At 51.8% G+C, this 23,185-nt stretch carries 14 protein-coding genes; 3 read left to right on the top strand and 11 right to left on the bottom strand.

All coding sequences use genetic code 11. The features are described 5' to 3' along the window. Window positions 1-79: 79 nt before the first annotated feature. The 3 genes from HF324_RS15485 to ychF form a co-directional block, all read right to left on the bottom strand. Complete coding sequence (locus tag HF324_RS15485) at window positions 80-1,732, bottom strand: SWIM zinc finger family protein (RefSeq protein WP_168803342.1); 1,653 nt, start codon at window positions 1,730-1,732, stop codon at window positions 80-82. 85 nt (window positions 1,733-1,817) lie between these two features. Then, window positions 1,818-5,153, bottom strand: coding sequence for a HEAT repeat domain-containing protein (locus tag HF324_RS15480; protein ID WP_168860212.1), 3,336 nt, complete (start codon window positions 5,151-5,153; stop codon window positions 1,818-1,820). A 292-nt stretch (window positions 5,154-5,445) separates the two neighbouring features. Next, window positions 5,446-6,549 carry a redox-regulated ATPase YchF gene (gene ychF / locus HF324_RS15475; protein ID WP_168803340.1) on the bottom strand — a complete coding sequence of 368 codons (1,104 nt, stop codon included), beginning with the start codon at window positions 6,547-6,549 and terminating at the stop codon, window positions 5,446-5,448. A 67-nt stretch (window positions 6,550-6,616) separates the two neighbouring features. Between ychF and HF324_RS15470 the strand changes: the two genes are divergently transcribed. Both HF324_RS15470 and HF324_RS15465 read left to right on the top strand, forming a co-directional pair. After that, window positions 6,617-7,849, top strand: coding sequence for a spore maturation protein (locus tag HF324_RS15470; RefSeq protein ID WP_168803339.1), 1,233 nt, complete (start codon window positions 6,617-6,619; stop codon window positions 7,847-7,849). Between the two features lie 30 nt (window positions 7,850-7,879). Beyond that, a complete protein-coding gene (locus HF324_RS15465; RefSeq protein ID WP_168860211.1) occupies window positions 7,880-9,124 on the top strand; it encodes a YeiH family protein in 1,245 nt (414 codons plus the stop codon). A gap of 27 nt (window positions 9,125-9,151) precedes the next feature. Here HF324_RS15465 and HF324_RS15460 read toward each other — a convergent pair whose 3' ends face one another. The 7 genes from HF324_RS15460 to HF324_RS15430 all read right to left on the bottom strand — a co-directional run bounded on the left by HF324_RS15460 (window position 9,152) and on the right by HF324_RS15430 (window position 17,758). Continuing rightward, on the bottom strand, window positions 9,152-9,682 hold the full coding sequence (locus HF324_RS15460) for a hypothetical protein (protein WP_168860210.1): 531 nt from the start codon (window positions 9,680-9,682) through the stop codon (window positions 9,152-9,154). A gap of 108 nt (window positions 9,683-9,790) precedes the next feature. Beyond that, complete coding sequence (locus tag HF324_RS15455) at window positions 9,791-11,194, bottom strand: SusD/RagB family nutrient-binding outer membrane lipoprotein (protein ID WP_168860209.1); 1,404 nt, start codon at window positions 11,192-11,194, stop codon at window positions 9,791-9,793. Window positions 11,195-11,206: 12 nt separating this feature from the next. Then, window positions 11,207-14,350, bottom strand: a complete 3,144-nt coding sequence (locus HF324_RS15450; RefSeq protein WP_168803335.1) for a SusC/RagA family TonB-linked outer membrane protein — start codon at window positions 14,348-14,350, stop codon at window positions 11,207-11,209. A 403-nt stretch (window positions 14,351-14,753) separates the two neighbouring features. Then, window positions 14,754-15,074 carry a putative quinol monooxygenase gene (locus tag HF324_RS15445; protein WP_168803334.1) on the bottom strand — a complete coding sequence of 107 codons (321 nt, stop codon included), beginning with the start codon at window positions 15,072-15,074 and terminating at the stop codon, window positions 14,754-14,756. A gap of 85 nt (window positions 15,075-15,159) precedes the next feature. After that, entirely contained in the window at window positions 15,160-15,657 is a 498-nt protein-coding gene (locus tag HF324_RS15440) for a PH domain-containing protein (RefSeq protein ID WP_168803333.1), read from the bottom strand. 47 nt (window positions 15,658-15,704) lie between these two features. Beyond that, the gene (locus HF324_RS15435) at window positions 15,705-16,001 is read right to left on the bottom strand and encodes a thiamine-binding protein (protein ID WP_078673005.1); all 297 of its coding nucleotides are present in this window, start codon (window positions 15,999-16,001) and stop codon (window positions 15,705-15,707) included. Between the two features lie 242 nt (window positions 16,002-16,243). Then, entirely contained in the window at window positions 16,244-17,758 is a 1,515-nt protein-coding gene (locus HF324_RS15430; RefSeq protein WP_168803332.1) for a GNAT family N-acetyltransferase, read from the bottom strand. A 152-nt stretch (window positions 17,759-17,910) separates the two neighbouring features. Here HF324_RS15430 and HF324_RS15425 point away from each other — a divergent pair, with 152 nt between their 5' ends. Continuing rightward, window positions 17,911-19,116, top strand: coding sequence for a glycosyltransferase (locus HF324_RS15425; RefSeq protein WP_168860208.1), 1,206 nt, complete (start codon window positions 17,911-17,913; stop codon window positions 19,114-19,116). On the opposite strand, the gene HF324_RS15420 is transcribed toward HF324_RS15425, so the two are convergent. Then, window positions 19,111-22,971 (bottom strand): PKD domain-containing protein, encoded by a 3,861-nt coding sequence (locus tag HF324_RS15420; RefSeq protein ID WP_168860207.1) that lies wholly within the window; start codon window positions 22,969-22,971, stop codon window positions 19,111-19,113. The genes HF324_RS15425 and HF324_RS15420 overlap by 6 nt on opposite strands. Window positions 22,972-23,185: the final 214 nt, after the last annotated feature.

The raw sequence follows: 23,185 nt of genomic DNA, 5'->3' as shown, positions 1-23,185 counted from the left end.
TGCAATCAATTCCTCTTTACAAAGATCTGTGTTTGTTAACGAGCAGGCAAGTTAGAAAATAATTCTGAAAAATAAAATTTTATTGTGCAGAATTATTTTCAGCATGCGTCATACGCAGTGCCAGCATGTGTTCGCACGGCCCTTTGTACAACTTGTTGGTATTATAAAAATTGCAATCACAGTGTGCATCGCTCAATCTTTCGTCATTGTCGATCATAATAACGGGATGGTATACACGATGTGTGCCTTTTACGTTGCCTTTCAGCTGAACGCCTTTGCCGGGAATTTCCTGGGCGGTAAAAGTCACTTTCTTTTCCTGTACCAGTTCAGCTGCTTCTGCTTCCAGCGGATTTGCAAAACGCAGCGATTCCAGCGGCAGCGGATCGCGGCTCAGTTCACGCAACCGGTACATGCCACTGTGCAGGTCAAAGATCACTTTGCCGGCTTGTGTATAGATACCCAGCGCGCCCAGCACCGTAGCTTTGTCCAGTCCGGTGGCAACGGCAATGGCTTCAGGTTTGGCCATCCAGCGGGATTGCAGCTCGGCAAACACTTTCAGTTTGGCGCTGTCGTCCACGATGGCGCGGGGAGCCATCAGGTCGAACTGGCCGGCGCGGGACCAGTCATTGGCGGTCCAGCCGGAAAGGCCGAGCGTGAATTGCATATCCCCGAGGTCTGCCACATAAAACGATGGCAGGCCGTTACCGGTAAGATGCACGGTGAATTTTCTGGCGATGGGGATCAGCCGTTCCAGGATCAGCAGTCTTCTTCTGCCCCATATCCTGATTTCACGGCTCTGGCCACCTTTATATAACGATCTCGCACAAACGATTTCGTGATTCCAGGGTTCAAATACCGCGCGGACCGGCTTGCCCGGTTCCAGCTTAAAACGGATGGAACGCGGACCGCTTTTCTCCTTGAAACGGCGCAGCCACAGGCAGAAATTATATACGTCCATCGGATGCAGGTCGAACGTAGCGGCGGGCAGCGTCATCGCGGAGCTTACCTGTAAGAAGCCTCTCACCCAGCTGTCCGGCAGATCGATCTTTACTTCATGATACATTTCTTCCTGAGAAGTCTGTATCTGGAAGCCTCCCGGATCTACTTTAAAGTCTGTTTCCTTATAGTCGCGGATCTTCTGGAACTCGTCGTATAATGCAGCGGAATAGTCGATATTGGTGGTACCGCATTCGAACTCATTCACTTCTTTAAAGACGTTGTAACTGGCGCTCAGTTTACCATAGGTAGATTCATCCTGGCTGAAACATTCGAAGAACATTTCATCCGGATGTACGGTAATGACGGGGTCCAGTACAAACCAGGCATCCCTGTCTTTCTGGTAGAGAAAATCAAAATATTGTTTACGGGCCTTATAGAATGGCGCCATTACTTTATCCTTCTGCTCTCCTACCTCCTTCAGCTCCGCTGAAAGGGTGGCGATGCGCTGGTTGGCAGCTTCCATATCGTAGGCGTTCATGTGTTCCGCCAGCCATATGGATTCCTGCTGGGCAGCCCATTCCTTGTAGGCTGTTTTGTCTTTGGGTTTAAAACGCAGGTCCGACACCACTACATCATGCAGGGCAGATATGGCTTCGCGGAAAGCGATTTTTTTATGGAGTTTTCCAACAAAAAAGGTCGGGTCACGGCGGGTGTCCGGTGCAAAGGAAATACCGGCGGATGTAGCATTGCTGTACACCTGGGAGTTACCGCTATATCTGTAATTGAATAACATAAATCTATTTTCAGATTTTGTTATTTGGTTATTTCATTATTGATAAGAAGAACAAGCTGCTTCCAATATTGAAACAACTAAATAATCAAATAACTAAATTGCTTCGTACGGGCATTAACGTTATTGGCAAAGGAATATCGAACTGTTGTTGGATATTACGCATGATCTGTATGCAGCGGGCTTTGTCGGCGATGGACACGGTCGCGGATATATGTGCGATGATCTCTCCGATGTAAGCGGCTGCCTCGGCAGACTTCAGCGCTTCTTTCTCCAGCAGGCCGAAGATACGCTCCTTGGCTACCCTGGCTTTGTTGACGCGGCTCAGGACAGAACGGAAATAGTGTTCCATGCTGCGGAGGTATTCGAGGTTGCCGGCGGCATAGGTTTCCAGGTAGTTGGTGGCAAAGGCCTGCATGGCCACGCTTGGGTGCTGGCTGAGCTTCAGCAGGTAAGCGGCGCCGTCGGCGTCTTTGAAGAAGCGCATCAGCATCTCACGGCCAAACGCCTGGATATCCGGGCGTACGCTGTCGGCAATGGCTACCAGTGTTTCCGGCGTCCAGTCGTTTTCGGTGAACTGTGTCCGGAAAAACTCCTGCGCAAAGCGACGGGTATCGTCCCATTTGGCGTCCAGCAGCCCGATGGCCGCATCGCGTTCATAACGCATACGGGCGGCATGTTGCTGATAGAAGCCCCAGCTCCATTCTCTCACGGCAAGCAGCTCGTGGCTGCCGGCGGCAATCACCTGTTTCACCGTGAGGGCTTCCGCCGGAATGTATTTATTCAATACCACGATGCCGAATTCCTGCGCAGCGCGGTAGTTGGCATACAGCAAGCGTAAAGCGGTGGCGGTATCCACATCCTGTAAATGTTCTACCAGTTCATTGCTCAGGATAGCAGCGATATCTTCATGGATACCTTCTGCTGTCTCTTTGCGCATGAGGCGGGGCACCAGTTCGTTCACCAGGTAAACCGCCAGGCGGCTGTCTTTCGCTACCAGTGAAGCTACCACCGGCCGTACTGCTTTACGTACGTCCGCATACGGCGCCAGCACGATATCGAGCAGCACTTCTGCCCTTCTCAGCAGCTCTGCTTCCGGCATGGCTTTCAGCACCGCTATACCGGCCATCCTTACAGATTCGTGGCTGCTGGCTGCCAGGTTACGCAGCAGCTGATCGGACAATTCCGCGAAGTTCAGCGCACCTTTCTTCATCACCATCAACCGCACACCAAACGCCTGGCAAGCGGGGGTTGGGGAGTTCATAAGCTCCACAATCACTTTCATATCCACTTCACCAAGCGCATCGGCGCAGAAGTGTTCGAGTATGCTGCAACCGTCATTGAGGTTGTGATTAACGTCATCGGCCAGGTTGTTGGATGCCAGCAACGCAGCAATGGCTTTACCCACCAGCGCACGGGCTTTATCGACGGGCAGATGCTCAGGAGTAAGCTGATGGCGAACGTAGTCACGAACATCCTTATACGGATTAAACATCAGCCGCATGAGGAAATCCGCATCGGCGAAGCAGGCTGCCTTGTTTTGGTCTACCCACTCAAGTCCCTGTACCCTGGCCACTTCCAGAGGGCTCATAGTAACAGCGTACAGCAGGAAGAAGGAGAGGCTTGCCGGATTATATTTTTCTTTCGCCAGTTCCAGACCGAAGAGGGATGGCACATTAAAATGGCTGATCAGCAGATAGTAGATCGTTCTCTCATCCATTTTGGCTTTCAGGTCCGCGTATTCAGGATGCGACTTCAGTTGCTCCATGGCGAACAGGTGTACCGCTTCCATTTTGCCGGCTATCATCAGTTGCACGAAAGCCTGCGGCATCTGACGCCACAACTCCAGGAACGGCACATCGCTGACCGGCGCGGCAGGCGCGGCTTCCGGCTTATGGGCAGGCGGCACCACACCGGCAGAAGGCGCCGGCTTTTCGCCGCCCAGCCAGTTGAACAGCTTTTTTAACAGCGTTCCTTTCTGCTGTGCCTTTACGGTGTCGGGATGTTCCCGCAGCGTAGTGGCTTCACGGGTGAGTTCACCCTTCTCATTCTTCGGCTCTTCATAGAACCATTCCGTGCCGTTGGAGTCCAGCCGCAGATTGGGCGTGTTACCGCGCAGGATATAGTTCAGGAACACGGCGCGGGAATGAGCCGGGAACTGCCGGTACCAGGTGGTATACCGTCCGTTGACCCAGCTGTAGTGGCGGGTTTGGTATTCCTGCGTCGCATCGCGCTGCTCTTCGTATTGCAGCAGCAAGGCGGTAGCAAGGCGTACATACTCCAGGTCCGCTCTTTTTCCCATAGCGCGCAGGTTGCGCAGCACCCTGCGTCTCAGGTAGTTCCTTGTTTTATTGGAGTAAGCGAGGCGTGAGCCGGGCTTTTTCAGTTCTTTAGCTACTTTGAAATGTTCCTGCAGTTCCGGTACGAATACATTGGGATGGTATTCGTTGCCGTCATAGTCCAGCCTTTTGCCGGCATGATTAAACATCGGCATTTCTCTTTCAAACCTGGCGGCCAGTGTACCAACGACTCCCTGATCGTCGCGCAGCTCGGCCTGTTTGAAAATGTGGCGTATATGCTGGAAATAACTGGGGCGCAAAGGCATGTTAACGAGGAAGCCGATGACGGCATCTCTCACAGGCTTATTACTATATGCCACGATGTACAGGTCTTCCAGCATCGGGTAATTAAGTTCGGCTTTTACCATCACCAGGTTTTGCACTTCGTCGAAGATGGCCTGTGCGTTGTTGCCGGTAATCACTTCCTGCAGGGATTCGGGCAACCGGTGAAGATGACTTTGGATGTGGGCATTGCGTTCTTCCTCGGGAAGCACCATCAGCAGGCCGTTGGCGGCCAGCATCCGGATGTTCTGGGCGTAGGAACCGTTGTCGGCATAGGAGCGCAGTACCGGCGCAGCAGCGGGATCGGCGCATCTGCCGAGCGCCCAGAGCGCGGTATAACGCTGCATGGCGTCTCCCCTCTCCATCAGTTTGATGAGATAAGGGACCGCTTCTTTGATTTTGCGTTCACCTGCCTTCCAGATCACACGCGATGTTTTCCAGACGGTTTTATACGCGGGCTTGTTTTCAAGCACGCCCTGCAACCTTTTGAGAATAGCGGCGTTTTGCGGGTCTGCCACCGCGGAAGTATCTACTGGTACAAAAGAGAGGTCCTGCACAGCTTCCTGCTCACCGAGATAACCTTTGCTGCGTTTTTCTTTTTCGAGCGCATCAAAGATAGTGGTGGCTGCTGCGAGGGCTACGGGGTTTACCGTCTTGGTGCCTTCTTTCAGGGTTCCGAAGCGTTTGCCGTATCTAAAGTTAACAGTATATTGTTCCGGGCCAACTTCACAAAGGTCTATTTCATATGTTTTATCCGAGTTTCCTTCCCGGAAAAACAATTTTACATTCCTGACTAATCGCATGAGCTAACATTAAAATAGTAGGCTAAACTAATAAATAAGTCCAATTTGCCAAGTATATTTTTTTTAGGGAGATACTGTTACGCGATCGCTCCTACACGTCCAACACCAATACAGACAGGCATTAGCGGGCAGCACCGCAGCAATAGGACAGAATGTAACTTGATAAGAAATTTTTTATTTTTCAGATTTCCTTCGGCAAAAAAAAGAGCGTCTCATTACTGAGACGCTCCCGGTTTTGTTGTAACCTTCATGCGTTTGAGTATCATGAAAGTAGTTATTGTAACGGAAATGATTACACGTTAAAGCGGAAGTGCATGACGTCGCCGTCGGCCACGATGTATTCCTTGCCTTCGATCCGCAGACGGCCGTTGTCACGGGCGCCGGATTCAGAGCCATATTTCACATAATCATCATAGGCGATCACTTCGGCCTTGATGAAACCTTTTTCAAAGTCGGTGTGGATCACGCTGGCGGCCTGCGGCGCTTTCCATCCTTTGTGGATCGTCCAGGCGCGTACTTCCTGTACACCTGCGGTAAAGTAGGTGATCAGGTCGAGCAGGTTGTAAGCGGAGCGGATCAGGCGGTTGAGGCCTGGTTCGGTGAGACCATATTCGGAGAGGAACATTTCCTTATCGGCCGGATCTTCCATTTCGGAGATCTGTGCTTCGATGGTGTTGTTCATCACGATCACTTCGGCATTTTCGGCCTTCACTCCTTCTTTCAGGGCTTCGGAGTATTTATTGCCCGTATGCAGAGAAGCTTCGTCTACGTTGGCTACGTACAGTACCGGTTTTTCCGTGAGCAGGAACAGGTCGGCGATGGCTACGCGTTCTTCCTTGCTCAGTCCCAGTTCGCGGATATTGCGGCCTTTTTCCAGGTGTTCCTGGCATCTTTTCAGCACTTCAAATTCCGCTTTGGCTTTAGGATCGCCGCCGGTTTTCGCCATTTTCTCGGTGCGGGCCACTTTACGTTCCACGCTTTCGAGGTCTTTCAGCTGTAATTCGGTGTCGATGATTTCCTTGTCGCCTACCGGGTTGATGGCGCCTTCATCGCGGAGGATGTTGTCGTCTTCGAAGCAGCGGATCACGTGCACGATGGCGTCTACCTCGCGGATATTGGCCAGGAATTTATTACCCAGACCTTCGCCTTTGCTGGCTCCTTTCACCAGGCCGGCGATGTCCACAAACTCGATGGTAGTAGGCACGATGCGCTGGGGCTGCACCAGTTCAGCCAGTTTGTCCATACGGGTGTCAGGCACGTCCACCTGTCCTACGTTAGGTTCTATGGTACAGAAGCGGTAGTTGCTGGCCTGCGCCTTAGCGCTGTTACTCACCGCGTTAAATAATGTCGATTTCCCTACATTCGGCAATCCTACAATTCCAACTTGCAAAGCCATTTTTTAAAATTTGCGCAAAGATAAGTTTATTTTAGTTTATTTGTTGCTTGAATAAACCAATAATCTAATGGCATTAAACTACGTTTGGCTGGGCTTTTTCCTGATAGCTTTTGTAGTGGCAGTTTTCAAGTCGGTGTTTTTACAGGATACGGCTATTTTCGGCGATATTATGAACGGTATGCTCGCCAGCGCCAAAACAGGGGCGGAAATCTCCCTGGGACTGGCCGGCGTCATGACGCTCTGGCTGGGTATCATGAAGGTGGGCGAGGCTGCCGGGATGATCAACCGCTTCTCCAAACTGGTATATCCCTTTTTCTCCAAGCTGTTTCCCGAAGTCCCCAAGGGCCATCCGGCCATGGGGTCCATGATGATGAATTTCTCCGCCAGTATGCTGGGGCTCGATAATGCCGCCACCCCTATGGGACTCAAGGGCATGAAGGAGTTACAGGAGCTGAACCCTAAACCGGACACAGCCAGCAACCCGCAGATCATGTTCCTGGTATTGAACACGGCCGGCGTGGTGCTCATCCCCACCTCCGTGATCGCACTCCGCAAGGCTGCCGGGGCTGCCAACCCGGCTGATATTTTCGTTCCCACACTGATTTCTACTTTCGTTGCGTTCATTATAGGTATGTTCACCGTGTCTGCCTACCAGCGGATCAACCTGTTCAAACTGCCGGTACTGGTGTTCCTGGGTGGTTTTGCGGCGGTGGTGACCGGCCTCTACTACTGGGTAAGCACGATGCCGGCAGAAAAGATCGGTCCTACCATGAGCAACCTGGGGGGCGCCATCATCTTCTCGATCGTGATCCTCTTCCTGGGAGCAGGTATCGTCAAAAAACTGAATGTGTATGATCATTTTATAGAGGGAGCCAAGGAAGGGTTCCATGTGTCGGTGAGGATCATCCCCTACCTGGTGGGTATCCTGGTAGCTATCAGTGTGTTTCGCACTACCGGCTGTATGGACTATATTATTAACGCTATCGCCAGCCTGTTTTCATGGATGGGCTTCAATACTGATTTCGTACCTGCCTTGCCGGTAGCGCTCATGAAACCGTTGAGCGGCGGCGGCGCCAGGGGCCTGATGATCGAGGTGATGACCCGCTACGGCGCCGATTCGTTCCAGGGTAAACTGGCCAGCGTGATACAGGGCACTACGGAAACCACTTTTTATGTACTGGCCGTGTATTTCGGCTCCGTGAATATCAAAAATACCCGCTACGCTTTGACAGCAGGACTGATTGCCGACTTCTTCGGACTGCTGTCCGCTATCCTCCTCGGGTACCTCTTTTTTCACTAGCAATCAAACGCGTGTATAAGTTATAAGCCTATGTTACAACCTAAAAAACTTCATGAAGACTGGATTGCGGTGATCATCGCTTTTCTGACCGTCACACTGGTGGTGGCCGGGCTAAAGCCGGCATTACCGAAATACAGCTGGTCTTCCGGCACCGAATTATGGACACAGCTGACCAACACTTCCAACCTGATACATATCGGCGTACTGTTCCTTTGGGTATTGGGAAGCCTGCTACTGGCGCGATTTCTGGCGGGCGATTTTAAACCCGCCGCATTGGCGACCGGGCTGCTGGCCATTGTGCTTATTTCACTGCTGGCGCAGATCATCACCGCCAACAAAGCCATCAAAGACCTGGGCATTGAAGTTGTGCTTTTCAGTCTGCTCCTGGGGCTGTTCATCAGCAATGTGATCGGGCTGCCCGAATGGGTAAAACCCGCGCTGCAAACAGAGCTATACATCAAGATCGGCTTAGTGCTGCTGGGCACCAATATCATTTTTGGCGACATTATGCAGGCGGGGATGCTGGGCATCCTTCAGTCGGTGGTAGTGGTATTCACCGTCTGGTATTTCACCTTCTGGCTATGTAAGATGCTGGGGCTGGACGATGAATTCCGTATGATGATCTCCAGCGCGGTGTCTATCTGTGGTGTATCTGCCGCTATCGCCACCTCCGGCGCTATTGAGGGAGATAATAAAAAACTCTCGCATGTTATTTCGCTGGTGATGATCGTTGCCATCCCGATGATGCTGATCATGCCCGGGATTGCGGTGTGGGCCGGTATGTCTCCCGCTGTGGCGGGCGCCTGGCTGGGCGGCACTATCGATACTTCCGGCGCTGTAGTGGCTGCCGGCACCAAACTGGGGGATGAAGCCCTGAAATATGCCACCATCGTGAAGTTCTCGCAGAACGTACTGCTGGGGCTGGCCGCTTTCATCATCTCCCTTTACTGGTCTTACACCAAAAAAGAAGGCAACGTGGAGAAACCGACGCTCCGCACCATCTGGGACCGGTTTCCCAAGTTTGTGCTGGGTTTTATTGTGGCCTCCCTCCTGTTCTCTTTCGTATTACCGGCACCGGTAGTAGCTGCTGCCAAAGGCTCCCTGAAAGAACTGCAGACCTACTGGTTTGCCCTCGCCTTCACCTGCATCGGCCTTGAAACCAAATTCACCGATATCTTCAGGGTAGAAAACGGCAGACCGGCCATGGCATTCATTATTGCGCAGCTGTTTAATGTCTTCTTTACACTGATCGTAGCATATCTCGTTTTCAGATAAACAAATAAAGCAGGAATAACGGATGCGTTATTCCTGCTTTACTTTAATTGCCGTAGCTTTATCATTATAAAAATCTGTTTTCATTGTTTTCGCTCCGACATATTTCTTTTGATAGAAATAACTATCGTGGAACCTGGAGCCACCCTCTACCCCCGTTCCTATCGTATCATCTTTCTTTAATTTGTTTTTGATCGCATTAAAAATTTTAGTGGTATTCTTATCAGGTGTCTTCGAAAGCACCCTTAAGGCTATCCGTTCGATGCTGTCCGCTGTTTCACGCCCTCCCTGTCCAACAATGACGAATGGCGCTGTTTCATCATCGTACGGCCGGTGTTTGGTTAAGTTGTAAGCCGGGTTTGACAAAATAAAGAAGTCCAGGTTTTTGCCCCGGTTATCTTCCCCGTTGATATGCCCCGTTTCCACGGCTACTTTTTCTACCAAAATAGTCCCGCTGTTATCCCGCTTTTCTATAAAAAACTCACCTCCGTTTTTCTGCAGTATATCCGCCACATAAGGCAGGAGTTCTCTGAGAGACATGACTACATTGATATAAGACATACGATTATTTTATTTAACGTGTTATGCTGATGGAATGCAAATAAATGCCCGTTCGGCGTAACTACCAAACGGGCATTTGTTTATTTTATTGGTGATGAAAGATAGTTGTTATTTGTCCCACCAGACTTTATCCGTCAGCGTTACAGACGGCACGTTAGCGCCGTTGCGGCTTTTCTCCGAATCGGGATAGGCGACGCGGCGGATGAAGGTCGGCAGTTGCGCATTGACTGGCATACTAAAGTCCTTGTACTGGTAGTCGTAGCGACGGGCATCGTTCCAGGTGTCGGGATGCAGGAACTGCGCCACATATTTTTCCTTCAGAATAAGCGCCAGGGTAAGGCCAGCCTCTCCTACGGCCACGGCAGGATTGGTAAGATAAGCGTCCCGCTTTGCAGTCTCCACGCCCAGTTTGTTCATGTTCACGGTGATTCCCTGGATATAAGCCTGGTACGCCAGTGGTTTGTTGCCGCTGCGAAAAGCCGCTTCTGCCTGTATAAAGCGGGCCTCCGCATTGGTGGCCAGCAGCAGCGGAGCGCCGGGTTTGGAATAAAACCCTTTCTGCGACAGGTAACACTCTTCCTTGTTGGTGCCCGAGCCTACCCTGCCGGCGCCGTTGACGGTGCCCCTGTAATCCCCGAAGCGGGTAGTATCGGTAATGAGCGGCAGCCGCGGATCAAAGACGCCGAAAGTTTTACCGCTGAGGGCATCTACGAAATGAGCGCTCAGCCAGCCGTCAAGCAGGTTGTTGACGTTATTTACTGCCGCCTGGTTCCACGGACTGAGGGACTGGAACCGCACCAGCTGCGCATCGTCGGCATTGTCCGTATAGCCGTTGGCGAGGGCAGCCAGCACGGCAGCCGGATCGTAATTCCCCTTCCGGGTGATATGGTTCAGGAGCCGGGCCTTGACGGTGTAGGCCGTTTTAATCCACGCAGCCGGTTTACCGCTGTGGATCAGGTCCTTGGTAGCATCCAGCTCATATTTGGAGCTGGTGCTTTTCAACCGGGCGATGCCGTCGTCCAGCAGGGCGATGCATTGCAGGTATACGCTGTCGTCCGGTGTATAGGCCGGTTGCAGGAAGCTGGTATTAAACGCCTGCGTATAAGGAACGGCGCCCCACATGTCGTTCAGCATTTCCAGGTTGATGGCCATCATCACTTCGGCCGCTCCTACGTGGTAGTCGGCGCCGGCGGTGCGGGCCTGCGCGATCAGGTCATGCAGGTCGGTCATGTTATCGTACAGCGCTTTCCAGGTGGTGGTGTAATCTGTTACTTCGTAGGTATCGCTGGCGCCGTTGGCATTGGGCGAGGCGAGGTACTGCACAAAGTAGGAAGTGATGTTACTCACACGGTATACGTTGTACGAAGTAAAATAGGTGGTGGACGCCAGCAGCCCGTTCATAGGCGGTATCACCGCCTGGTTGGGGTTATCGTTGATATCCAGTTGTTTTTTACAACCGGCGATGAGAACGGCGAACAAGACTATATATAATATGGTATGTATCCTTTTCATGATCGAAGCAATTTAGAAGGTGACGTTCAGGGAGGCCATGTAACTACGTGTAGTCGGGTACGTGAAGCCGGCGAAGGCGTCTATATTGCTGCCGGCGTTCAGGGAGCTGGACTCCGGATCGAAGCCGGTGTATTTGGTATGCAACCAGATGTTATTACCGGTAAGCGTCAGGTTGGCCGCTGAAATCAGGTGGGTGCGGGACAGGAATTCAGATGGCAGCTGCCAGGAGAGGCTGACGTTGCGCAACCTTATCCAGGAGGCATTTTCCACGAAGTTTTCCGTCACGCCGCGATATACGTTACGATAAAAGCCACCGCCATAGTTACGGCCATCCGGTCCTTTGGCCTGTTGCAGGTATACTACCTGCGTATTGGGCGTACCGTCGGGCAATACGCCTTCGAACACTTTGCTGGAGAAGCGGTCTGCCGTGATCGCCGATTCACCGAAGGCCGACATGAAGTTGGCCAGCTGGTTGTATTTTTTGGCGCCCTGGCGGGTGTCTATCAGCACAGAGAGGCTGAGCGGGCCGTAGGTAAAGGTGTTCGTAATGGCGCCGATCCATTTGGGCTGTGAATTGCCCAGGTATTTCTGGCTGGAGTTGATCATCGGGAAACCGGCCTGGCTGCCGCTGGCCGCTATCTGTAGCGGGCGGCTGTAGTCGATCAGGATGCTGTTGTCCGGCTGCCCGCCGGTATACCGCAGGTAGCTGGTGCCGAAGATGGCGCCTACGGGGTAACCGGGGATGTATTTCATGGTAGCGGTGGAGCCGGCATATCCGAACTGGTTGCCCACCACCACTTCGGAGAGTCCCTGACCGAGGCTCAGCACCTCGTTGCGGTTGGCGGAGAAATTAATGCGCATGTCCCACTGAAACTTTGTTTTTTTGATCGGGGTGGCATTAAAAGCTATTTCCACGCCGCGGTTGCGGATGGAGCCGGCGTTAGTATAAAAGTCTTCATAACCGGTAGCGCTGGACAGTTTCACCGGGATCAGCAGGTCGGTGCTTTTGGAGGTGTACCAGGCAAAGTCGATGCCTATGCGGTCCTGCAGGAAGCGCAGTTCGGCGCCCACCTCGAAGGTATTGGTGAACTCCGGTTTCAGCCGGGCATCGCCATAGCGGTCGGCGCGGGTCCATCCGATCACGTTATTGTCGATAGGGCCGTTGATGAGCGGGATGTAGCCGGAGCCGGTGTTATAAGGCAGCGCGTCTTTACCTACCCGCGCCCAGGATGTACGCACTTTGCCGTAAGAGAGTACGCTCTCCGGTATCTTCAGGTGGTCGGTGAAGAGGTACGACAGGCTCACGGAGGGATAGAAGAACGCACGTTTGCCAACAGGCAATGAGGAGCTGATATCCGTACGACCGGACAGCGTGAGGTAGAGCCAGCGGTCCCATGACAGGGTCCAGTCCCCGAATACGCCAATGAGATAGTAGTTTTCAATATACTGGGAGGAGACGATTTTTTTAGCGTTCTGCATGATCAGCAGGTCCGGGATGTCGAGGGTGTCGCCTTCGGTAGAGAGCCGTTTGAGCCGCCGGTCAAACAGGTCATGTCCCAGCTTGAGGTCGGACGTCAGTTTGGAGGTGATATTATTTTTGAAGTTCAGGATGAGGGTGGAACTGAGAGATCGTTGATTCAGCGTGTATTCGTTCACGAAGCCGAAGCCGTTGTCAGTGTTGACCACCTCACCTGCGATGCCTTTGGGACCCGGTCCGGTATGGCGGCGGTTGTCCGTATAAAAATCGGTGCCTGCGCGATAGAGGATGTCCAGCCATTTGAACGGAGAGTAGGTGAAATTGATATTACCGATCAGGCGGTTGACGTTATCCCCGAACCGGTTGCTGTACAGGGTATAGATCGGGTTGTCTGTAGTGCCGTAGGTCTGCTGGGTGCCGTCCGGTTTCAGGTAGTCGCGCATGTTCCAGCGGGGCGACCAGTAGATGATCTGTTCGCCGTAGCGGTCTGCGTTGGCGCGGTTACCACCGGAGTTGATATAGTTGAGGGCCACGCCCATTTTTACTTTTTCGCTGAAGCGGATATCGCCGTTAACGCGGGCGGAGTAGTTCTGATAGTTGCTGAACGGGATAATACCGTTCTGGTTGAACTGGGATAACGATGCCGCATACACGACTTTCTCCGTACCGCCGCTGATCGCCAGTGTGTTGCGGTATTGGGAGCCGGTGTTATAGGCTTGTTTGTAGTTGTTGTACAGGGAAGCCGGGTGGTCGGGGTCCAGTTTACGGGCTTCTTCCACAGAGGGGCCCCATGCCGGCCAGAAGCTCTGGTTGTCATACTGACCGTTGTTACCCTGGCTGTATTGCGTTTGCACGTCCGGTGTTTTACCCACTTTATCGAATCCGGCGGTGGTGGTGAAGCTGACGCGGGTGCGTCCTGCCTTTCCGGATTTGGTGGTGATGATCACGGCGCCGCTGGCGGCACGCAGGCCGTACAATGCAGTGGCTGCCCCGCCTTTGAGGACGGAGATACTTTCAATGTCATCCGGGTTGATGTCGGCGGCGCGGTTACTCATGCCGCGGGTGTCCGCATTGCCCGTTGTGTAGGTGTTGTTGTCCATGGTGATGCCATCGATTACAAAAAGTGGCTGGTTATCACGGGTGGGGTCCAGTGAGTTGATACCGCGGATAAGGATGCGGGAGCCCTGGCCGGGAGCGCCGCCGCCGCTGGAGATCTGTACGCCGGCGACTTTGCCCTGCAGCGCGTTGACCACGTTGGATTGTTTGGACTGCATGAGGTCAGCGCCTGACACGTCCTGGATGGCGTAGCCGATGGCCCGCTTTTCCTTTTTGATGCCCATAGCGGTGACCACTACCTGTTCCAGGCTGCGGGTATCCGGCTGCAGCGTCACGTCGACAGTGGACTGGCTGCCGATGGGCACTTCCTGTGTGAGGTATCCCACAAAGCTGAAGATGAGGCTGCCCGGGCCGCCGGGCACTTCGATACGGAAACTTCCGTCGGGATCCGTGGTGGTGCCGCGGCTGGCACCTTTTACCTGGACTGTTACACCGGGTAAGGCGGTGTTGGTACCGGCGGCTACGACATGGCCTTTTAACATGCGGGGTTGGGCGTGCAAGTAAGAGAAGGGAATAAACAGGAAAGCGCCCACCACCAACATCAATGTGCAGATTGATTTCATGGTGTTTTAGATTTAGACTTTGGTTTTGAGATTATATTATAAAAGATACATCAAGGAAAGACGAAAGTCAAATGCGCTCTGTCCGCATTTAAGTATTTTCGTAACATAAAATTTAATATTAATTATAGTTTATTGATAATTAATATTGTAGTATTTATAAATGGTTGCTTCCAATTAAAAGAAAAGTACCGTTAAAGCCTATACGAAAATGTACAGGGAGGTGCAGGCCGAGCGTCCGGGATGTTCTCCAACCTGGCCACGTCCTATTCTCAATCCTGCATATACTGATGGAAGGGTAATTGAATTCTTTAGCCAATGCCCGGATAGCATTACAGGCGGGCTGTCTGGCTGCCGGGGCTTTTATCACAACAGCGGGGGCGTGTTTGACGATACTATACGATGATCACCACCATGGCTTCCCGTTGGGCGGAATATACCGTTCATTGTTCCCCTGCCATGCTTTATACTCCACGCCAACACCCAGTGCCGGCAGGTCTCTGAAAAAATTCAGAAAAGCGGCACGTTCAAAGTGAGCTTTCAGGTCTGCTTCGCTTTCCCATACTTCAAATAAAATAAACTGTGTATCTGTGTACATGCTACGGGCAAAACGGTATACAAGGCATCCTTTTTCCGGTAAGGTGTCAGCAACGGTGCGCTGACAGAGAGCAAGCATGGCGTCAGCTTTTCCTTCAAAGGCTTCAAAGATGGCTTCAATAACGATCATCCTTAAAGGTAAGACTTCACGCCGTTTTTTGGAGAACAGCAAACATCTTTCAGCCGGAAGCGAATGCTTCCGGCTGAAAGATTATTTATTTAGCAGTATTGATAATACCGTTCATGGTCTTAACAAAATCTTCCGCGGCAGACGGGCTGATCACCCATTTACGGGAGCGCGATTCTATCAGGACAAGATTTTCGCGGTTGGTGCACCAGCGCTGGTACTTGCCTATTTCGGCTGACCGGTACGTGCCCAGGTAACCGAAAATTCCACCGATGCCCAGCATACGGCTGCTGGTGCCCAGCTCTTCTTCGGTGATGCTGCGCAGCCGCACAATGTCGTCAAAGAGGATGGTGATGGGAAACAACGGCCTTTTGATCACTACGCCTTCCGCCGTTATCTTATAGTACCGGGGACTCAGACAGGCCGCCACCAGGATGGCAGGTATCAGCAGGAACAACAATACGCTCGTTTTCACCGCCTCCTGGTTAACATCGGTGATCTGCCGGCATAAGATGATCAACGTGATAATGATGGTCAGATTAGTAATGATTTTGGAGTTGCCATCCAATGTTGCGGCATACCTCATAAGTCCTGTCCTTTGGTTTGTCGAGAAAGATAGTGAAATTTAATATATCAGGAATCGTACTTCCCTGTTTTTTCTTCAATGGTCACATCCTGGTCTTTTTTTATCTGCATTTTTATATACACGAGCAGTTGAGATGCACCAGCTTTAAAACATACTTCCTGCGTCTTACGGACTACCTCCATCAACTCATCATAGGTTCCTTCCATCACTGTTTCAAAAGGACACACCCTGTACTTTACACCCGAATCACGGATTACGGCAATGGCTTCATCGACGACGGCGTATACCTGCTCGGAAGGCACGGAAGGCAGGATCTGGAGGGCTAAGTTGATCTTGTTATTCATCTTTTAGTCTTTAATTTATATATTGATTATCAAAGTTTTACATTCAATTAATTAGGATATAGCTTGAAGAAAAACCGACACTAAACTAATCAATTATTTCCGGTAGTGCGGAAAAATATCCCTCAATCACTTAAACCATTACATCAAATTATAAATCCAAGACACTATATCTCAATTAGTTATAAAAATTGAGATAAAGTATTGCTCTAATTTAAACCCCTGTAAAACAACTCCCTGCTACCCTACTTCTTCACGACCTTATACAGATCATGCCGTATATCCCTCATCGTTTGTACACTGCCAAAAGCATGTAATTCCTTCAGCAATACCAGGTCAACATCTGCCACCACCACCATCTCGGTATTGGGGGTTGACTCGGCCTTGATGCCTGTCACCGGGAAGTTAAAATCGGATGGTGTAAATACACAGGATTGTGCATACTGCAGGTCCATATTATTAACTTTAGGCAGATTACCCACACACCCCGCAATGGCCACATAACATTCATTTTCGATGGCCCGCGCCTGCGCACAGAACCTCACACGGTTATAGGCATGCTGGGTGTCGGTCATAAAAGGCACAAACAAGATCTGCATCCCCTGCTCGGCCAGAATGCGGGACGGCTCGGGAAACTCCACATCATAACAGATCTGGATACCAATCTTTCCGCAATCGGTATCAAATACCTTGATCTCCGAACCACCCTTCATCCCCCAGGCATACACTTCCCCCGGCGTCGGATGAATTTTGATGTACTGCTCCCAGGTACCGTCCCGGCGGCACAGGTAAGAGATGTTGTGCAGTACCTCGTCAATCACAATCGGCATACTGCCGGAAATGATATTGACATTATACGACACGGCAAGTTCGAGGAACCGGTCGCGGATCGTTTCGGTATACTTGGCCATCCCCCGGATCGCGCCCGCAGGGTCCAGCTGGTTAAACTCCGCCATCAACGGCGCATTAAATAATTCCGGAAACACCACGAAGTCGGACCCGTAGTCGCTCACCGCGTCTATGAAAAACTCCACCTGTTGCATAAACGCCTCCAGTCCGCCATAATCGCGCATCTGCCACTGCACCAGGCCAATCCTCACGGTGGACTTGTTATACCGGATCGTATCGCTGTCCTTCTCGTAATAAATATTGAACCACTGCAACAACGTCGCAAAGCCTTTCGATGCTTCGTCATTAGGCAGGTAGTTTTTTAATATCTTCTTGACGGTAAAGTCGTTGGAAAACTGGAAAGTCAGCGTAGGATCGTAAATCTCCTTGTCCTGCACCTTCTCGATGTACTCCCTCGGCGACATCTTCTCTGCATACTTTTCATAATTGGGAATACGGCCGCCGGCCACAATCCCCTCCAGGTTCAGCTGCTCGCAAAGCGTTTTGCGGGCGTCGTACAACCGCCGCGCCAGCCGCCGGCCCCGGAAATCGGGGTGAACAAACACCTCGATACCATAGAGGATGTCCCCCTTCGGGTTATGCGTGTTAAAGGTATAATAACCTGTGATCTGCTCATACGTGTGATTGTCACCGAACTTGTCATAATCCACGATGATGGACAACGCGCAACCTACCACCCGGCCGTTAACGGTAACGGCTATCTGTCCTTCGGGAAACAACCTGATCAACCGCTGAATGGTAGCCTCTCCCCAGTAGCTTCCCGCCATATCGGGATAAGCAGACACCATGGATTCCCGCAGGTCCAGGTAATCTGCGGCAGTAATATTCCTGATTTCAACTGTTTCTGACATATATAAATGATTCTGATCTTAATTTAACCTTTTAGGGCCGGATAAAGTTTATTTGTATGAACCGGCGGATTTTATTTACTTTGCATTCCATCTGATTTTACCCATCCCTCCTCTGGACAACCTCCCTTTTTTATTACCCTACTGATATTGTTATGATGTCTGTTTCTAACCGGGATATTGTTATTGTGGGCCTCCAACCCTGGTACACCAAAATTGGCAGTAACTGCAAAAGCCTTGCAGCCGAGTTTTCCAAACAAAACAGGGTACTGTATGTTAACGCCCCCATCGACCGCCGTACCTCCTTCAATCGCCATGCCGGCGAAGAAATTGATCACCATAAGGCGGTCATCAACGGGAAAGCGCCTTCGCTGGTGCAGATCAGTGACAATATGTGGAACCTTTATCCCACTTCGGTCATCGAGTCGATCAACTGGCTGCCGTCTACCGCCCTGTTTTCCGTTTTCAACCGCATCAACAACCGCCGCTTCGCCCGCAATATCCGCAAGGCTATCCGGCAGCTGGGCTTCAAAGATGTGATCCTTTTTAATGACAACGATATTTTCAGGAGCTTCTACCTGAAAGAGCTGTTACAGCCGTCGGTATATATCTACTACAGCCGGGACAACATCCTGGCGGTGGACTACTGGCGTAAACACGGGGAAAAACTGGAGCCGGCGCACATCGCCAAGGCGGATATCGGTGTGGCCAACTCGCTGTACCTTGCCGAACGGCTGAAAAAATATAATCCCGAAAGCCACTATATCGGTCAGGGCTGCAACCTGGAGCTGTTCAATCCCGACCGCCCCATGGACGTGCCGGCGGATACGGTCCATCTGAAAGGACCGGTGATCGGTTACGTAGGCGCGCTCACCAGTTTAAGGCTGGACATCCCCCTGCTGGTGAACCTCGCATCGGAACAAAAAGACTGGAACTTTGTACTGGTGGGGCATGAAGACGAGGATTTCAAAAAGTCGCCCCTGCACGGACTGCCCAACGTACACTTTACCGGCGGCAAGCCGATGGCGGACCTTCCGGCCTATGTGAAATCCTTCGATGTATGTATTAATCCGCAGGTAGTCAACGATCTGACGATCGGCAACTACCCGCTCAAAGTAGATGAATACCTGGCGATGGGTAAACCGGTAGTGGCCACCCGTACCCCTACCATGAAGATGTTTGAGGATTATGTATACCTGGCGGATGACCTGACTTCCTATCTCCTGCAGCTGAAAGCTGCCCTCGACGGCCGTCAGCCGGAACTGGCAGCAGCCCGCAGGGCATTTGCGCTCACCCATACCTGGGAGAATTCCGCGGCTGCTTTATACGAGGCTATCTGCGCTTATGAATCCCGCTTATAGTTTCATGAACCGCCCTACCCATCTATAATCCGTACCTATCCCTCTGACTTCAATGAAATAGATTCCGGTGCCCAGCGCACTGAAATCAATGCCGGTGGTGAAGACGTCGTTCATCTGGAAGGTGAACTGCTTCACTGCCATGCCATTGCTTTTATAGATGGTGATCCTGCCGGACCGGAGGTCGCTGTGTTTGATTTTCAGTAAAGCGCTGCCATTTCCGACAATTCTGTTAGGATAAAGGTTTACAATGCCGGAGTCATTGTCCGGGATATCCGGATCTACCACCGTCACTGTTTTGACAGCGGCAGAAGTTAGTCCCTCGTTGTCGGTCACCGTTAACCGGAACGTATATACGCCTTTAATCAGCCCGGTGGCAGTAGCTTTTGCCGCGCTGGCGCCGGCGATGTTTGCCCCGGCAGGTCCTGTTACCTGCTCCCAGCTGTATTTTACAATAGCGCCGTCCGGATCATAAGAAGCAGTGCCATCGAGGATTACCAGCGATACTACTTTTTCGTTCTGACCGGCATTGGCTACCGGTGGACGGTTCTCGCCCGGCGGTGGCAGCACGGTCACGGTTACACGTGCAGTGGCGCTGGCGCCTTCATTATCAGTTACAGTCAGCTGGAACACATAGGTCCCGGCGGCCAGGCTGGTGACAGCAGTAACAGCAGTATTCGGGCTGCCAATATTGCCTGCATCCGGCCCGCTCACCTTTTCCCATTTCCAGGAAACGATAGAGCCGTCTGTATCCCTGGACGCGCTGCCGTCGAGCGTGACGCTGCTGACAGGCAGTGTGATTACCTGATTGACGCCGGCATGGGCAACAGGCGGCTGGTTGTTGCCGGGCTCCGGTAAAACGGTCACGGTTACCCGTGCGGTGGCAGTCGCACCGGCGTTGTCCGTTACGGTCAGCTGGAACACATAGGTACCTGCGGTCAGGCCGGTCACCCTGGTGGACGCTGTGGTGGCGCTGCCGATAGTACCGCTGGCAGGGCCGCTTATCTTCTCCCATTTCCAGGAGGCGATAGAGCCGTCCGGATCTTTGGAAGCGCTGCCGTCGAGCGTAACGCTGCTGACAGGCAGCGTGATCGTCTGGTCATTACCGGCATTGGCGGCAGGCGGTTGATTGGTGCCGGGAGCGCCGTTCACCGTTACCGTTACATTCGTGGTAACTTTAGAGCCGGCATTGTTGGTAACAGTTAACTGGAACGTATATACGCCCTGCTTCAGCGAACCAGCGGCAGTGTTGCTCGAGGTATTATCTGCCAGCACACTGGCAGAGGGTCCGCTGATTTGTTTCCATTCATACCCGGTGATGATACCGTCCGGATCATAGGAACTGCTGGCGTCCAGCTGTACGCTATTCGCGGGCAGTGTAATCGTGATGTTCGTCGTGGTGATGATCACCGGCGGCTTGGCCGCTGCGGCCAGCACCGTGACCGTCACCAGGTCGGCAGCGCTGATCCCTCTGTTGTCCGTCACTGTCAGCTGAAAGATATAAGTGCCGGCTGCGAGTCCTGTCACATTCGTCACTGCCTGGGCCGGGCTGGCGATCGTTCCTGCATTGGGACCGCTGATTTTTTTCCAGCTATAGCCGGTGAGGGTGCCGTCTGCATCGGTAGACGCAGAGCCGTCGAGCTGTACGGAGTTCACCGGCAGGGAGATAAACAGGTCTTTGCCTGCATTGGCAGCGGGAACAATATTATTGGTACCGGTCCTGAACTCGTAGGCGCCTGCATCATATTTGGCATCCTGTGGCCGGGGAGTATTTTCCAGGTCGGTGGTCAGCGCCAGGTCCGTCATATCGCGGCCCGCGTTGATGGCTTTGGAGCCGGTCAACAGCCGGAAGTTGCCGTTGGGCGCATCGCCTATTCCTGCATCGGCAGGGGTCTTAAAATTCAGGTTATTCGTAAAATCAAACTTTATGGGATTGGAGCCTTTAATATAATAGCCCGTCTGCGGGTAATCCCATTGCGTACCGTTGGCGATCACCAGGTTATTATACACCTTGTGCCCGATAGTGGTTTTGTCTGCATAGATCTTAATGCCGTTTACGCCGGTGTTGTAAACGGTATTATTATAGATATAGGCAGTGGCAGGCTCAAATACAATTTTGTCGATGGCATTGATCCCCTCAAAAGTAATATTGGAGATCACGTTGTTGTACACCGTATTGATACCGGAGCCAAAGATCTGGATAGCGGGATTGTAGCCTTTATCAATGCGGTTGTTGTAGATCTGCAGCGTACTGCCCCCGCCGCTCATAATACCGTATCCGTGGGCGCTGTTGCGGGCCACGGCATAATTAACCACCCGGTTGTTATGTATTTTGTTATTCCCGAGGTCGGCCATGGAAATCTGGATACCGTCGCTGCCCATGTTCTCGAGGTCGTTGTTATAGACTTCAAGATTCCGGATGTGATGGGATTTCATGTTCTGGCAGTTGCCGCTGGAATAGAGATAATGGGTATTACCGATATAGAAGCCCTCCCAGGTAGAGTTGCGGCAGAGCAGGTCATGGATTTTGATGTCTTTCATCAGGAAAGATCCTTCCAGCCATTCGGGGTGATCGCAGCTTTGTAACGTTTTCGCCTGTACGAACATACTGGCGTCATGTATATACAAATGATGCACGTCAAAGTCGGTAGAGCCGTCGCCGAGATAAAGGCCAAACATCTTTTCGCCGCGCTGGTTGGTGCCGTTGATATCGAAGCCGTATTGCAGCGAGGGTTCGCCGTTACCTTCCAGTTTGAAATAACTGCAGGTGGATAATACGAAAGATGCAGCCGTAGCGGTGCTGTTGACGCCTACCCGAACCAGGCCACCGCAGTTGGTGATGATGATCGGCTTGGTGGCAGTACCTGTCAGTTTACTGAACTGTATATAGTCATAGTCGCCGGCGGGGATACAAAGCGTGTCACCCGGCGTGATATTTAACTGGTTCATGGCATCCGTATAGTAGATGCCGCTGCCGCGGTTGGGTTTTACCACAATGCGCTTGTTGGCTGGCGCCGGGGGCGTAACGTTGAGCGAATAAGACAACATCCACTCATATACGTTAAGGCCGGTGGCGGGGTCCTTATAGTTAGGATCGTAGGCTTGCGTCCAGGAGTCGTGGCCGCTGGCATCGAAGATGGTCATTTTGGCCGGTGGTACCGGCGCGGGCACGGAGCTGTTGATTTTGCTGACCCAGTCGATGGTCCATTGCGGGTTGACGGTCGGATCTATTTTGTTATGAAAAGCCCATACCGGCGTGTGGTTTGCCGCGATCACGGCTGGCAGCTCCGGGCGGTCGTTGACGTTATAGGAACCGCAGACTACAGCTGCCGCAGCGTATTGTTTGGCTTTGGTACTGTTTTCCGAGATTACGCCCCAGGTGACGCCGCCGCCCATGCTCAAACCCGTCACGTATATCCTGTTGGGGTCGATGCGGTATTTCGTCTGCAGGTAAGCCAGCAGTTTATGCACGTCGTCAGCGCCCGGCCATCTGATGAAAAAAGGAGAAATCACGATGAAGGAAAAACGCTGACCGTTGACACTGAAGGAAGCAGGAAACTTTCCGTCACGGATCAACCTGGGAATACCATTGTTCGCCACCCCGGAAATAGCGCGTGGCGTATTGGGATTGTTGGCGTCGTATTGCAACTCTCCCACTCCATGACAAAAGATGATCAGCGGGTATTTATCGGTGTTACTGTTATATCCTTGCGGCAGCGCTTCCAGATAGCCGGCAACGTTATTGACAGTTTGAGCAGGCAGCATTACCTCCGCCTGTTGAGCGGTGGCTGGTAACACAAGGGATAAGAAGAGCAGGCACACAATGGCCCTGCTGAACAATGCGTAGCGTTTTTTCACCAGATCATGGCTTTTCGTAAAAAATGGTTAGCTATTGCGTTTTCAACGGGGCGACGATTCCATAATTATCTCGAGCGGAGACTTTGCAATAGTATGGGCGCAAGATAACAGAATTTGCACAACAAATATAAAAAATAATGTATATCTATTAATTTTAAAATTAAATTATTAATAAACAGCGCTTGTACGAAATTGATTTTCAAAGAAAACATTG

It is taken from the genome of Chitinophaga oryzae (genome assembly GCF_012516375.2).
In the GTDB taxonomy this organism is placed as follows: domain Bacteria; phylum Bacteroidota; class Bacteroidia; order Chitinophagales; family Chitinophagaceae; genus Chitinophaga; species Chitinophaga oryzae.
Note: the sequence above shows the minus strand (reverse complement) of the source record. Positions and strands in the feature narration are given on the sequence as shown.